Below are 15,433 nucleotides of genomic sequence, written 5' to 3'. Positions count from 1 at the left end.
GGGTATTTTAAAATACTTTTTAAGTAATTAGAGCAATCACTGGAAATGCTTTTAGTGAAAAACGTTAAGAATAGCTTAGTCACCACATGAGAGCAGGACTGGATAGAGCTAAAAGGTAGAGAGAAATTTTTAGAGTTTATCATCGTCAATCTAGACCGCCTTACTTGTTTATTTATTAAAGCCAGCAATACAAATGTCGGATAAGGTTTCAATATAGGTATTATATAATCATTAAGTTTATATTAAATAATCAGGCATTCTACGATACCTATTGTCACTATCATCAGCCAGCTATATTTAATTCAAAAATCTTTACCCAATAACAATATTGAAGCATTTTTTATAAAAAAAGACAGTAATATTCAGTGGTTATAAGAGCATTTGGAATTGTTGAAATATCTAAGGTGGAATACAGGAACATTAGCAGGTCCGAATATTATATTTTCTGTCGCTTTAAAGACCATTCTGCTCGTCTTAGTTAACCATGTACTGAATTGGTGTAACCGTCCTGATTTACCCTTCTTAGCCCAACTCCCTGTCCGCTACAAACATTTGCTGGTGATCGTGAAGTGTAAGTTTATTGAGCTGTTTATCTTTAAAGCCAATATTTAAAATGTCTTTAATGGGGCTCAGGTAGAGCGGCGCCAGGGCAAATTTGCTGCGCTGCGCCAGTTGCGGTTCTGTACTGGGCTTACTGCTTTTTTTGGGCAGGCCCTTCAGGTAATCGATGCTGCGCCAGTTGCTGCCAATTACACTGCCTACTTTGCCAGAGAATGCGCCGTTTGCGCCTTTTGAATACGTTGCCATAATTTTTGTTTTTTTAAGTGAAAAAATGTTTGTTTAAAAAAAGGATGTCTGTTTATATCGGTATGTTTAAATCCATGCTCAAACCTAGCAGCCTGGCCGCACAGCACCGCATTTTGAGCTAAAATGAACTAAATTGGACCAATTTGGGCGGTAAATGAGCTAAAATGAGCCATCACAACTGGCCCGCAGTGCCAGGGAGCCGGGGCTTTTGTTGCAGCCTGCTTTAGGGCAGCTTAACCATAACAAGAGTGGCCAATTAGCCAAAGCAGGCCCTGGCTTTACCTTTTAGGTAACCAAAGGGTACAGCCAGGGTAACCCTGAGGTAAGCCTGGGGTTAACCTGGTAGCTAGAAAGGGTAAACAACAGGTAACGGATGGGTAATCAGATCCGGCCTTTTTGCCGGCTTTCCAGGTAGGCAGCCAGCAAATCTTTCAGGTAAAAACGATCGCCCCCAGGTAGTTTTACAGGCCTTAAAGTGCCGTCTTTTACCTTACGTTTGTAAGTGCTCTCGCTTATGTTAAGGTAGTCTTTTACCTGCTGGTGGGTGAGCTGCGTGTGAGGATTGCCGAAGATATCGATAAAAGTAAAGATGAGTTGTTCTTTATTGAGTACAAGGTAAATGTTGTACATTACCATGTAAGAAAACAATCAACATCTCTGTAAAGACTAATGATGATTTTGCCCATTGTAATTATGCTGCTGTAAGTATAAAAACAGTTATCGTATTAATACCCAGTATCGGGTATTTCTGTTCACCAACGTTTTAACAATATTAGAGGAATATTTCAAAATTACCTTAAACTAAAATGTGATGAAATTTTTTGTAATTAAAACAGTTTTTTTTTTGCGGCTTTCGTATGTTCAATAGGTATTAACAACACCACTGACAACTTAGTTTCTAAAAGCGGCAAAGGAGTACACTCAGCCAGTACTAATGAAAAACATGAACCTGAAACCCAGACTTTTTATGGCCAGGCTGTTAAAACGAATGACTGGCATAATGTTACCGGTCTTCAAGGCTCAACAAATGATGATAAATTGCGCGTTTTTGCTGGCGCAGTCTGTGAAAAATATACGCTTAGTGTCTCAGCCCCTAAAGGATGGCATTTCGTGAAAGACGCCATACCAAGGGTAAATTGCGTTAGAAATAACCAAGGTGCATTTGAATGGAACAGATTTGATGTTGCGAAAGACAGGGTATATCAAAATTCGAGGACATCGAATTATATTGAATATTCGGTTTGGGCAGGATCAAGACCAATTGAAATAAACCTGGCCTGTGAAGCAGTTAAAGATTAACTATCGCAATAAACTTAAGCTTTATCACCTGAACATAAAGCTTGCCGACACACAAGCTTTATGTTCAAAATATCTCCAGACAATCAATCAGATAAAACAGTCAAAGTTTAAAAGGATTACTTTTGAAATTTAGCGATACAAAAGCAATCGGATTTGCCAGTTGTATAAATGTACAGGGATATGATAAATTATTGTGGCGAAGTTCTCAAGTAGGAAACCTTGCCATCCAAACCATTATGCTGATGATAAATCACTTGAACATATTCATCAGAGTAGCTGTGCTCATAACTGTGAATCTGATAAAAATCGCTCTTGGGTATATTTTTCTTGATCGTAATTTCAGTCCAATCATCATCAGTTTCAGCCGATGGACTATCATAAAGAACAATTGTCCTTCCGGCAAGCATTCCGCTTATTTTCATAGAACGGGTTTCATCGTTAGCAGGTGCCTTGTCACTTAGCGTAACATCTACATCTCTACCAAAAAAAGGCGCAAAGAATATGTCTGCAGAACTATATCGAAATCTCCCTCTCATAATATCTCCGTCAGCTCCTGAAATTGAACCATTCGCAATTATATCTTGCGTTGCATAATTTCCCTCATACAATATGATTTTGAAACCAGAATCTGTATTTCCGGCATTTCCATTTACGATGATGAGTCCATAAACAGGTGCACTCCCGCCCCCACCTCCACCGCCTCCGGGTGGGGTTTTGGTTTTACCAATTTGTGCGTTAGCGTTAAAAGTTAGTGATAAGCACAAAAGGCTTAATAATGTGCAGGAGAATAAATTTTTAAGCATTAATTTCATAGTAGATTTTTTCTTAAATATAAAGAAATTACTGATACATGGGAACCCATTTTCAAAAATTATGACCTACACCACTAAATACATTAATGTAAATCTGATCCCCTAATTATCAAATACTTCCCTTTTCCCAACAAGATTGATTTTCCGCACAAGATCGCGATAGTCATCTAAATTACTCACATCCATAGTTGAGCACTTCAATCGATCTTTTAAAATGGCAGTTACAGATGAATATTTTTATCTGCACAGAAAGAAACTGCTCAATAAATTTTTACGTATACTTATAATGCAGGGGGTGAGAGTCCTGCATCTGGCGAAAGCCTGAGAGCGTTAATTTAGATTGGGGGTAATCATAATTTGGTTATCCCTTTTTTTAAAGCTCCGAAACCAGAAATTGAGCATTCCGCCGGAGAATAAAGCAGCTTTTCATGGCGTATGGATTTTAATTAAAGTGATCCCCCGCTTACCAAAACAGACTCATCTATTATCGTCTGTACAAATGAACTTCCGGAAATGCATTTCATCATCCTGCTAAAAGCCAGTTTGCCCAGTTTAAAGCCACTGGTTTCGGCATAGGTGATTTCAGGATAAAAAAGCTGGGGGATCATACCGTCGCTAATGGCAATTACGCCTAAATCTTCAGGAGCTTTTAACCCCATTCTTTGAATTGCTTTCATGGCGCCTGCCAATATTTCATCGCTCATACAAAACACGGCAAAATCTTTTTTTAGACCTTTAGAAAGTGTTTTAAGCACCTTTTTCTCCGTTTCTTCTGAACTGGCAGCGTAGATCACATCTAAGAAAATCGTAGGGTCGCTCTCCTGCAGGCAATCGGTAAATCGGTTTAAACGGGCTTTTGTAATCGACATATTGGGGTCGCCAAATATAGCCAGGATATTTTTTTTCCCTTTTTTTAAGATTTCGCCAGCAGCCAGCGCAGCGGCATGCGCATCGCCAACACAGATTTTATTGCACGATTCGTAACTGGGTACCTTATCAAAAAACACCACCGGAATTCCCTGGATATCGAGTTTAAGAAAGGGATTCATATCTTTTGTTTGTGCGGTGATGGCAATAAATATGCCCGATACCCTTTTATGCCGGCAGCTTTTTAATATTTCGAGTTCTATCTGCGGATCGTTGGAAGAACGGTAAATAATAACCGTGTAACCATAAATCCGGGCATCTTCCTCAATTGAACTGATAAAGGAGTGATAAAAATAATTGGAAAGGCTGGGCACAATAATGGCAAACTCCTTACTGCTATGTGTACGGAGGTTAACTGCATAAGGATTTGGATCGTATTCGATTAATGTGGCCAGTTCATTCACCTTTCTTTTTGTTTCGGGCGAAACATCAGGATGATCTTTAAGTGCCCTCGAAACCGTTGATATACTAATATTCAACCTTTCGGCAATTTTTTTGAGTGTAGGGTTCTGACTCATGATGATGGATTTGGTTACCCAAATATAAGTTTTCCACAACAAACATTTCCGCAAATGTTTCCGCAAACGTTTGCAGTCAATTCAGGCTAAAATTCAATTACAGCACTATCAATTAATATTACCTTCGTTAAAGCCCGGAAGAAGCACTGAATCGGTAACCTATTATAACAGCATATTTTTCGGGAGCGCTAACCAAATAACAACAAACCTTAATAAAGCTTTTTAAATTAACCAAACCACACCTATAGTTCTTTTAGATTAATAAATACAACATACACTGATATGTATTACATTTTTAGTAATTTAACAGTACTGTATTCCAGATTATGAGTTATGAGATACATTAAAGTCCTTTTATTTTTTACTATTCTAACCGTTTCCTGTACACTTTTTGCCCAAAAAACCAAGGTTATACCAAACCGGGGGATGGCATCGCCATTTACAACCATTAAAAACCGTGCCTGGTGGAAAGAAGCCATTGTATACCAGATTTATCCAAGGAGTTTTAAAGATAGTAATGGCGATGGCATTGGCGATTTAAATGGGATTATCTCCAAGTTGGATTACATTAAAAGCCTGGGCGTAAATGTAATATGGTTAAACCCGATTTTCTCTTCTCCAAATGATGACAATGGCTACGATATCAGCAATTACAGGGACATTATGAAAGATTTTGGTACCATGGCCGACTTCGACAAGCTTTTAAAAGGACTGCATCAGCGGAATATTAAACTGGTGCTGGATATGGTGCTTAACCACAGCAGCGATGAGCATGAATGGTTTAAACAGTCCAGATCATCCAGAACCAACCCTTACCGCGATTACTACCATTGGTGGCCGGCAGAAAAAGGCAAACCCAACCCTAGGTATAGTTTTTTTGATGTAAACAGCGATGCCTGGAAATATGACCAAACTACAAATGCCTATTACCTTCACTATTTTTCGCAGAAACAGCCAGATTTAAACTGGGAGAATCCCAAACTTAGAAATGAGATCTACGACATGATGAAATTCTGGCTGGATAAAGGAATTGACGGCCTGCGCATGGATGCCTTCCAATATGTATCGAAAGATACCACCTGGCAAAAATACCCTGAGGGTTACGAAAAAAACATCATTAAATATTATGGTATGGGCCCAAACCTGCACACTTACCTGCGCGAAATGAACCATTCGGTTATCGATAAATACCTGGTAATGACTGTGGCAGAAGGCGCAGGCAGTACTTTGGCCGATGCCCACGCGCTGGTTGATGAGGACAGAAAGGAGTTAAACATGGCCTATCATTTTGAAGTGATGGATATCGGGAACGATCCCAAAGGTTATAGCCTGCCAGACCTGAAGAAAGTTTTTACAAAATGGGACGGTTCTTTTGCCAATAAAGGCTGGCTGGCGATTTTTCTGGCTAACCATGATGTGCCCAGAATGGTGAGTAAATACGGGGATGACAGCCCTGCTTTCAGGGCAGCCTCTTCTAAACTTTTAACCACACTGATTATGACCATGCGTGGCACTCCTTTTTATTTCAATGGGGATGAGCTGGGCATGTCCAATATCAAATTCGATCGAATCGAAGACTACAGGGATATTGCCACCTTAAACGCCTATCAGCACGTACTTGCAAAAGGAGAAGACCTGAAAGCATTTATGGATAAGCAGAAATTTATTTCGAGAGACAATACCCGTACGCCTTTTCAATGGGATGCCAGCAAAAACGCAGGTTTTACCACAGGTGAACCCTGGATAAAAGTGAACCCTAATTATAAAGAAGTAAATGCGCAAAGGGAAGAAACAGACCCGAACAGTGTACTGTCGTATTTTAAAAAGGTAGTGGCGCTCCGCAAATCTTCTCCTGCCCTTATTTATGGATCGTATAAGGTTTACGATGTGGAACACCCACAGGTATACTGTTACCTCCGCAGTGAGGGAAAGGAAAAAATGCTGGTTATTTTAAATTTCTCTAATCAAAACGTCAGTTACGCGATTGATCGGGGCATTAATACCCACTTATCCAAACTGTTGCTCAGCAATTATAAAACGGCCAAAATAAGGGACCACAAGATTGCACTTTTACCCTGGCAATCTGTAGTGTATCAAATCAACTAAGCTTTAAGAAAAATTATGATTGTAGCTACAGAAAAAAAAGAAAAGAGCATTTCATCCGGAATTAAACTCAATTTCGGTTCGATTATCGCCATGAATTTCGGATTTTTTGGAATCCAGTATAGTTTTGGCCTGCAACAGACCAATATGACGCCGATTTATTCTTATCTCGGAGCCAATGCAGACCAGATTCCGCTTTTAAACCTGGCGGGGCCAATGACAGGTTTACTCGTACAGCCGATAATTGGTGCCATGAGCGATAAAACCACCAGCAGGTTTGGCCGCAGAAGACCCTATTTCTTGATTGGTGCCATAATGTGCAGCATTTGCCTGTTTATTATGCCTTATAGCAACTCGGTATGGATGGCCGCCAGTGTTTTATGGATTTTAGATGCAGGCAACAACATTACCATGGAGCCTTACCGGGCATTTGTAAGCGATAAACTGCCTGCGGAACAGCATGCACTCGGTTTTTTAACCCAAAGTTTTTTTACCGGCCTGGGCATTACCCTGGCCAACCTCACCCCTGGTATTTTAATTGCCCTGGGCATTCTGGGCATTAATGCCAGAAGCGCTAACCATATCCCCTATACCACTTATGCTGCTTTTTTTATTGGTGGTGTGGTTTCCATAGGTTCCATCATGTTTAGCTGTTTAACCACTAAAGAAGCACCGCTCTCTCCTGCCGAGATTCAGCGGATCAGGCAGCATCCAACCGGCTTGGGCAGTATTTTTAAAGATATTTTTGCTGCATTTAAAGTAATGCCCACTACCATGCGCAAACTCGGTGTGGTTTACCTCTTTAACTGGTATGGCATGTTTATTTACTGGCAGTTTATTACACTATGCCTGGCCAAAACAATCTATAACACTACAAATCCTGCATCTGATGGTTTTGCCTCTGCCCAATTGCTCACCGGTACGGTAAACGGAGGCTATAATATCGTTACATTTCTGGTGGCCTTTCCATTGGCTTTTTTTGCCAGGAAAATTACCTCCCGCAAGGTCCACTTTTTAAGTCTCTTATTGGGGGGTATCTCTTTAATGGCTTTGCCTATAATCCATCATGCAGCGTTTTTATTTATTCCGATGATCGGTTTGGGCATTGCCTGGGCAAGTATGATGGGCACCCCTTATGCCATGCTGGCCGGAAGTATCCCAAAAGAAAAAACAGGCATTTTTATGGGCATCCTGAACATGTTTATTGTTTTACCGATGCTTTTAGAAACCGTTAGTTTCAAATATATCTACAGGTATCTTTTACAACATAAGCCCGAAAATGCCATTTTATTCGCAGGGGCGCTCATTACCATTGGCGGTATAATGGTTTTATCAATCAAAAAAACAACTCGTAAACTTTAGAAAATGGTTAATCAATTGGCATATCATCAGGCAATAGACCTTTTACGCCAGGCTTCAACACCTTTTGGTTTTGTAGCTGCTGTACAGGAACATGACAACTACAAGCGGGTATGGACGAGAGATGGCGTAATTACAGCGATTGCGGCCATGCTTACAAGCGACGAAAAATTGATTGAAACCGCCAGATTAACCATTCAAACCCTGTTTAATCATCAGCACCGCAATGGTTTTATACCCTCTAATGTTTCGCCAACCGATGGTGCGGTGAGTTATGGCGGCACTACTGGTCGCGCAGACAATCCGGCATGGGCGGTAATCGGGCTTTGTGCCTATACCATTTTCACAGGCGAAAAATCACTTTACAGGCAGTATCAAAATGAAATTGAGAAATGTTTTCAGCTCATGGAGGCTTGGGAATTTAACGGAAAACATTTAATGTATGTACCACAAAGCGGCGACTGGGCCGACGAATATATACAGCACGGTTATGTGCTTTTTGAGCAGCTTTTAAGGGTATGGGCACTTAAACTGGCTTACACCATTAGCGGAAACAAAAAATGGGCAGATAAAAGCGAACAGGTTATTAAAACCATCAGACAGAATTATTGGAAACATAACCATCAACAGACCAGTTACATGGCAAATTTAAGTCACCAGATGAAAGATGCTCCAGACCATTTTTGGTTAATGGGTTTTAACCCATCCAGGATTTATACCTATTTCGATTTACAGGCGAACGTTTTTGCCCTGCTGCTGAATTTGGGAAACACCAAGCAAAACGAATCTGTAATCCATTACCTTAAAGCACTTTATCATCAAAAAAACCTGCTTTTACCATCATTTTATCCTGCTATTCAGGATACGGATGCAGATATGAACGAGCTTAAAAACAACTATGCCTACAGCTTTAGAAATTACCCTGATTATTTTCATAACGGGGGTTTATGGCCCGTTTGGAATGGCTGGTTGGCAGCAGCATTGGCAAAACACGGCGAAACTGGGTTTGCCAATGAAATTGCTTCGAATATCCATGTTTCGAATGCAAAAGATAACTTATTTAACGAATGCCTGCATGGTACCAGCCAAGCCCCTTGCGGCGTGCCCTGTTGCACCTGGAGTGCTGCAGGGGCAATTATTGCCGAAAAGGCAGCCATAAGTGGATTATTTAAAACTTTATTTGCCGACTAACATGAAAGATGCACCTATGAACAATGCGCACACAAAAACGATCCTGGTGATTGGAGAGTTACTTGCAGACCTTATTTCCGAAAATAACATCGAATCGCTGGCTTTCTCTTCCAATTTTATCATTAACCAAGGTGGAAGCCCCGCCAATTTAAGTGCCAACCTGAAATGGCTTGGAAACCAAACCAACCTGGTTGGCTGCGTAGGTGAAGATGGATTGGGTGATTACCTCATCAACGAAATGCAAATGGCAGGGCTGTCTGCTAAATATTTACAACGCATACCCAAACACCAGACCAGCATTGTACTGGTTGGAAAAAGCACCGGAACGCCTGATTTTATCGCTTATCGCCATGCCGACATGCAAATCGGAAAGATAGACGATGAATTGATCGAATCATCTGGACTTTTACATACTACGGCCTTTGCATTGAGCAAAGAACCCGCAAAAAGCCATATACTGGAAGCCTTTGCAAAAGCATACCGCGCAGGCAAGTTTATTTCGATAGACTGGAATTACGCCCCTGCGATATGGAATGAAAATAACGGACAAGAGGTATTTGAGCAAATATGCGCCTTTAACCCGCTGCTAAAAATAAGCCTGGATGATATGGAACGGTTTACAGGTCAGCAGCTCAGCATAGCGAAATCGATTGATGCGCTCAGCCAGGTTAATGCGCAGTTCATATGCCTCACCTGCGGAAAAGATGGTGTTTGGTACAGGCAGGGAAAAGGTAAATGGGCTTATAAAGCAGCACATCCCACGCAGCAGGTAGTGAGTGTTACCGGAGCTGGCGATGCATTCTGGGCAGGTTTTTTATCCCATTTTATCGCAAATAAACCGATAGAAAGCTGTATCGACAATGCACTTGCTATTGCCCGAAAAAAAATAGAAAAAGAAGGTGCCCTTTACAGTAGCCGACACATCACCTTACCATAATTATTATTAACTAAACTAAATCTTATGAATCAGAATAAACTAAACAAGCCACCTTAGCTTTTGGGTATCATCATCTCCAAAACAATTAATTTTTCTAACCAAAATACCAACTCAATGATGAATATTACTCAACAAAAAGACAATCGGGCCAGCTCGTCAAAAAAGCAGGAATTGTATTCCTGGGATAAGCTTATTATACTAAGCTTTTTGATGCTGCTGCTCAACACATCGGCCTTTGCACAAAATGTAGTGAAAGGCATTGTACTCGATAGCGACAAACTACCCATGGCTGGTGTAACCATCCAGGCCAGACCCGGAACCACCAAAGCGCAAACAGACGCCGAAGGAAAATATGCCATCAGTATTCCGGCAGGTGCTACGCAGCTTGTTTTCAGCTTTGTTGGCATGGAAACCCAAACGGTAAGCATTAATAACCAAAGTACAATTAATATCACCATGGCATCTTTAAACAACCTCGATGCAGTAGTGGTAGTGGGTTATGCTTCAGTAAAAAGAAGCGACCTGACTGGTGCAGCGACAACAGTTTCTGCCAAAGATTTTAACAAAGGCCCTTTAAATGCGCCCGATCAGTTAATTCAGGGTAAAGTTGCCGGCGTGCAGATGATCAACAATAGTGGCCAGCCAGGTGGTGCATCGACAGTCCGCATCAGAGGAAACTCGGCCATTACCGGCTCGGGACAGCCCTTATACGTTGTAGATGGTGTTGCTTTGGATGGAAGATCGGCCAGGCCGTCAACCAATGCCGGTGTTGGCGGTTTAACTACCAGTGCGGGTACCGGTACCACACCCGATGGCAACCCTTTAAACTTTATCAACCCGGCCGATATCGAATCAATGGAGATCCTCAAAGATGCATCGGCAACTGCCATTTATGGTTCGCGTGCCGCTTACGGTGTAGTTTTAATTACCACAAAAAGAGGAAAATCGGGTGATACTAAAATAGATATCAGTGCATCAGCAGGTGTAGGTAGTATTGCCAAAAAAGTAAAAGTATTAAGTGGAGATGAATATCGTGCGGCCCTGAAAAAATACAACCTTACCACCGGCGATTTTGGCGATAATGTAGATGCATTGGATGCCATCACCCGTACAGCTTACAACCAGAATTACTCCCTGGGCATTAGCGGAGGTACAAACGGAAATACTTTCCGTGTTTCATTGGGCTATCAGGATCAACAGGGAATCATCAAAACAACCGACTTTAAAAAATACAGTGCAGGTTTTAATGGCAATTTTAAATTTCTGAACAGTAAAAAACTAGGTTTGGATGTGAACATGATCAGTAACCAATATTTAGAAAACATTGCTCCTATTACCACTGATGCCGGTTTTACAGGCAGTTTAATCAGTCAGGCCCTATCCTGGAATCCAACACATTCATTTTATAATCCCGATGGCAGTTTATTTATCGATTACGGTTCTACTACCATCAATCCGTTAGCTGCCCTGGCTGCAAACAGCGATAAAGCAAAAGTTTCTACCATTTTGGGAAGTATATCGCCATACTACAAAATTACGCCATGGCTGGAGTACAGAATGCTGGCCAGCGTTAATTACAGTGCCGGTATCAGAAGGGCTTCTACAAGAAGTACACTCAACTTACAAGGCATACAACCTGATGGTAATTTCTTAGGCGGTTTTGCAAGTTATTCGACTGCTGAGCTGATTACGCAACAATTTACCAATACTTTAAATTTCAATAAAGAAATTGTGAGCAAACTTAATTTAAATGCTATTTTAGGTTACGAATATTCTAATTTCATTAATAAAGGCACCATTAACACCGCAACTGGTTTTGGAAGTATCGATGCAGATTATACCGATGCATTCCAGACTACTGCACCTGCAAACCGTACATTTACAGCCTTTAACAATCCAACAACGCAGCTGCAGTCTTACTTTGCCAGGGCTATTTTAAATTACGATAGTAAGTATATTTTAACGGCCACTTTCAGGGCAGATGGTTCAACCAAATTTGGAAAATCAAACCGTTATGGTTATTTCCCATCATTTGCAGCTGCATGGGACATGAAAAAAGAAGCATTTCTGAGCGATGCTGCCTGGATAAATCAATTAAAACTAAGGGTTGGTTATGGTAAAACAGGTAATCAGGATTTCCCTTCTGGTTCTGCACAGCAGCGCTATAATTTTGGCAATACCAACGGACAACCTACTTTAATTGCCATTAATAATGCAAACCCAAACCTGAAATGGCAATCGGATAAACAAACCAACGTAGGGTTGGATTTCGGATTTTTAGACAATAAACTTACAGGGTCTATTGATTATTTTAACAAGACCACCAACGATTTGTTGTTTCCACAGATTTCATTCGTACCAGCAGTTGGTGGTAATGTGCCTACATGGATAAATTTACCAGGACAGATTATCAATAAAGGCCTTGAGCTAAGCCTTAATGGAACCATTGTAGACAATGACAATGTTACCTGGAGTTTAGCTGGTAATGCAACTTTCATTAAAAATAAAGTCCAAAATATAACGGGAATTATCAAAACAGGTGCGCTAAACGGTCAGGGATTGAGCGGTGTAACCACTGAGGTGATCCAAAACGGATTACCATTGTTTGCCATGGTTACCAGAGAATACAATGGCCTGGATGCAAACGGCTTTTCTAAATATACCGATGATGGTTTTACCAATTATTATGTTGGCAACCCTAACCCGAAGGTAATTATGGGTTTAAGTACAAATGTAAGGTACAAGAAATTCTCATTTTCGGCCAACTTCAACGGTGCATTTGGTCAGAGCATTTACAACAACACGGCAAACTCAGTGCTGGCCATTTCAAATTTAGGCACGCGCAATATTTCTGCTGCACTGGTTAACCAATCCATTACAGAATCGCTTGCCAACCCTATTGCAGCTTCATCAAGATATATCGAAAAAGGGGATTATGTAAAACTGGCCAATGCCACTATCAGTTATAATATTGGTAATGTAGGCAGGGCGATCAAATCGTTAAACCTATACGTTAACGGCCAGAATCTTTTTGTAATTACCAATTACACCGGTTTCGATCCTGAGGTAAACGTAAACAAAAGTGTAAGCGGAGTACCTTCTGCAGGTATCGATTATACAGCCTACCCTACTGCCAGGACATTCAATTTTGGTGTTAATTTTTCTCTTTAATTTTTTAATTGTAAGCACATGAAAAATAAATGTATTATCGGTTTTGTAGCGGTTGCCTTAAGTATATCAGGCTGTACGAAACTAAACGAAGACCTAAATGGCCAGGTTGGCAATTCAGGGGTAACATCAGGAAATGTTGCAGGTGTGTTGGCTGCGAGTTACGCTGCCATGATTGGACCTTACCAGGCGCCTTGGAATTGGTCTGCCCTGCAGGAAGTAACTTCTGATGAAGTAATTGTACCAACGAGAGCGGGAGATTGGGACGATAATGGTGCATGGCGTTCATTGCATTTGCACAAATGGGCCCCAGACCATTCCAGAATATCGGACGTATTCAGGGATTTAAACAGTATAAGTTATGTGGCCACCAGTGTTTTGGGCAGCGGCCCAACCCCGAGCCAATCGGCCCAGGCGCGGTTCTTACGTGCTTTCTCCCAATTTTCGATCCTGGATGGCTGGGGACAGGTACCTTACCGCGATGCGGGCGAGGATGTGACCAAACCATCAAGGGTTAGAAATGCCGCCGATGAGGTGAGCTATCTGATCAGCGAGTTAACAGCAATTATTCCTGATCTGCCAGATGGCCCTGCTAGTATGGCCAATAAAAATGCAGCTAAAACACTGTTGATGAAAGTATACCTGAACAAAGGTGCTTTTTTAAATCGCGCTGCACCAACTTTTGATGCCACAGATATGGCAAAAGTGATTTCGCTGGCGAATGAGATTGCAACAGGAGGTTATACCTTAACGCCAAATTACTTTAACAATTTTGCACCAACCAACGATGTTTTGTCGACTGAAAATATATTTACAGCACAAAACATTGCAGGTTCTTCGGGAAGTGATTTAGACGGTATGTGGAAATGTACCCTCCATTACAACCAAAACCCGAACGGCTATAACGGTTTTTCTGCTCTATCCAACTTCTACAATAAATTCGAAGCAAGCGATACCAGAAGAGGCGGCACTTATGCCGGGCAAACCAATGTATCAGGCATCAGGGTAGGTTTTTTAGTCGGCCAGCAATTTGATCAGAACGGGGTAGCGCTGAAAGACAGGAAAGGCAATCCTTTAGCTTTCACTCCTGAGGTAAGTATCATTGAGCGTGATCCGAACCACCTGGAAGTTGCGGGGATAAGGGTAATCAAATATCCCATCGATTATGCCAATACAGGCTCTAAGAAACCTGATAATGACTGGGTTTATTACCGTTATGCCGATGTATTGTTAATGAAGGCGGAAGCTATGCTCCGCACTTCGCAAACCGCTCAGGCACTTACCATCGTCAACCAGATCAGAACCACCAGGGGGGCCTCGGCATTTACCAGCCTCACTTTAGATAACCTGCTTGATGAACGTGGAAGGGAGCTTTACTGGGAGAGCTTTAGGAGACAGGATTTAATCCGTTTTGGAAAATTTCTGGCCGCCTGGCAGGAAAAACCCGCCAGCGAAGCAAAATACCTGCTGTTTCCCATTCCTGATAACCAACTTGGAAATCCGAACCTGATTCAGAATCCCGGTTATTAATAATTTTTATACAGACAAGGCCGGTTAACATCGGCCTTGTCTGCTTTTACCCCCCATAAACAAATGAAAGGAATCTAATCAAAAGATATGGTAATTCTTTGTTTCCCCTTGAATTTAATGCCTATCTTTAAATAAAAAAGTTATGAATATAGATCCGAATCAAGAAGAACTTTCCGAGGATAAGGAAGATGCTTTGATTAGCGAAGAAGATGCGCTAAACCAAAATCAAATAATCAGCGACCAATCTGCAGCTGAACATGATGCAGATTTATTGGACCAGGCTGATAAAAGCTCAAGATCCTCTTTCGAACTGGATCTTGATTAAAAAAACAAGCAGTTGTATCATTAAGGCGATTTCAACTTAAATGCTGTCAGGTTGGGCTTGTCGAAACACCAAAAAGCACATTTAACAGGTTTTTCGATAAGCTACCATTGACAGATCCAAAAACCGCTCGTCGACTGGAGTATAGCGGAATGGGAAAATGACGGTAACTCCAGGAAATTATCCTTCAGGATGACAATTTATATTTAAGATACAGCTTCTTATTTCCTTAAAGTATTTAAATTTTAAGCTCATACTATACAATATTTTTTCTTTGTTTCTCGCTTGTAAAGAATTTTAGTGGCTGATAAATCAATTTGCATTTCCTGTTTTCTGGTTACCCCACCGACAAATAAAAATGACGATATGCCGTAATTTTTATGTTAAAACAAAACTTTTATGCAGTAATTTCAGCATATTGTTGACGGTTAAAAAAGCCAACTTGTTTACCGTCAGGCAC

The 15,433-nt window shown here is 41.1% G+C and carries 12 protein-coding genes; 8 read left to right on the top strand and 4 right to left on the bottom strand.

The window, feature by feature from the left end:
• Window positions 1-522 precede the first annotated feature (522 nt).
• On the bottom strand, window positions 523-807 hold the full coding sequence (locus HDC90_RS19970) for a DUF6266 family protein (RefSeq protein WP_184469530.1): 285 nt from the start codon (window positions 805-807) through the stop codon (window positions 523-525).
• A gap of 381 nt (window positions 808-1,188) precedes the next feature.
• Window positions 1,189-1,437, bottom strand: coding sequence for a helix-turn-helix domain-containing protein (locus HDC90_RS19965; RefSeq protein ID WP_255497770.1), 249 nt, complete (start codon window positions 1,435-1,437; stop codon window positions 1,189-1,191).
• Window positions 1,438-1,917: 480 nt separating this feature from the next.
• Between HDC90_RS19965 and HDC90_RS19960 the strand changes: the two genes are divergently transcribed.
• Window positions 1,918-2,106, top strand: coding sequence for a hypothetical protein (locus HDC90_RS19960; protein ID WP_184469526.1), 189 nt, complete (start codon window positions 1,918-1,920; stop codon window positions 2,104-2,106).
• A gap of 188 nt (window positions 2,107-2,294) precedes the next feature.
• Here the strand turns inward: HDC90_RS19960 and HDC90_RS19955 are convergent, their stop codons facing one another.
• On the bottom strand, window positions 2,295-2,909 hold the full coding sequence (locus HDC90_RS19955; protein ID WP_184469524.1) for a hypothetical protein: 615 nt from the start codon (window positions 2,907-2,909) through the stop codon (window positions 2,295-2,297).
• Between the two features lie 455 nt (window positions 2,910-3,364).
• Entirely contained in the window at window positions 3,365-4,363 is a 999-nt protein-coding gene (locus tag HDC90_RS19950; protein ID WP_184469522.1) for a LacI family DNA-binding transcriptional regulator, read from the bottom strand.
• A gap of 333 nt (window positions 4,364-4,696) precedes the next feature.
• Between HDC90_RS19950 and HDC90_RS19945 the strand changes: the two genes are divergently transcribed.
• From HDC90_RS19945 to HDC90_RS19915, 7 genes are all read left to right on the top strand, one after another.
• The gene (locus tag HDC90_RS19945) at window positions 4,697-6,469 is read left to right on the top strand and encodes an alpha-glucosidase (RefSeq protein WP_221451900.1); all 1,773 of its coding nucleotides are present in this window, start codon (window positions 4,697-4,699) and stop codon (window positions 6,467-6,469) included.
• Window positions 6,470-6,484: 15 nt separating this feature from the next.
• A complete protein-coding gene (locus tag HDC90_RS19940; protein ID WP_184469520.1) occupies window positions 6,485-7,828 on the top strand; it encodes an MFS transporter in 1,344 nt (447 codons plus the stop codon).
• 3 nt (window positions 7,829-7,831) lie between these two features.
• Window positions 7,832-9,016: a glycoside hydrolase 100 family protein gene (locus HDC90_RS19935; RefSeq protein ID WP_184469518.1), complete on the top strand. Its 1,185-nt coding sequence runs from the start codon at window positions 7,832-7,834 to the stop codon at window positions 9,014-9,016.
• Between the two features lies 1 nt (window position 9,017).
• Window positions 9,018-9,953 (top strand): carbohydrate kinase family protein, encoded by a 936-nt coding sequence (locus tag HDC90_RS19930; protein WP_184469516.1) that lies wholly within the window; start codon window positions 9,018-9,020, stop codon window positions 9,951-9,953.
• A gap of 114 nt (window positions 9,954-10,067) precedes the next feature.
• A complete protein-coding gene (locus tag HDC90_RS19925) occupies window positions 10,068-13,124 on the top strand; it encodes a SusC/RagA family TonB-linked outer membrane protein (RefSeq protein ID WP_255497769.1) in 3,057 nt (1,018 codons plus the stop codon).
• 18 nt (window positions 13,125-13,142) lie between these two features.
• Window positions 13,143-14,651: a RagB/SusD family nutrient uptake outer membrane protein gene (locus HDC90_RS19920; RefSeq protein WP_184469514.1), complete on the top strand. Its 1,509-nt coding sequence runs from the start codon at window positions 13,143-13,145 to the stop codon at window positions 14,649-14,651.
• Between the two features lie 142 nt (window positions 14,652-14,793).
• On the top strand, window positions 14,794-14,976 hold the full coding sequence (locus HDC90_RS19915; protein WP_184469512.1) for a hypothetical protein: 183 nt from the start codon (window positions 14,794-14,796) through the stop codon (window positions 14,974-14,976).
• Window positions 14,977-15,433 lie beyond the last annotated feature (457 nt).

Source organism: Pedobacter sp. AK013 (genome assembly GCF_014205835.1).
In the GTDB taxonomy this organism is placed as follows: Bacteria; Bacteroidota; Bacteroidia; order Sphingobacteriales; family Sphingobacteriaceae; genus Pedobacter.
The sequence above is the reverse complement of the archived record's forward strand: the minus strand, read 5'-3'. Positions and strand labels throughout refer to the sequence as shown.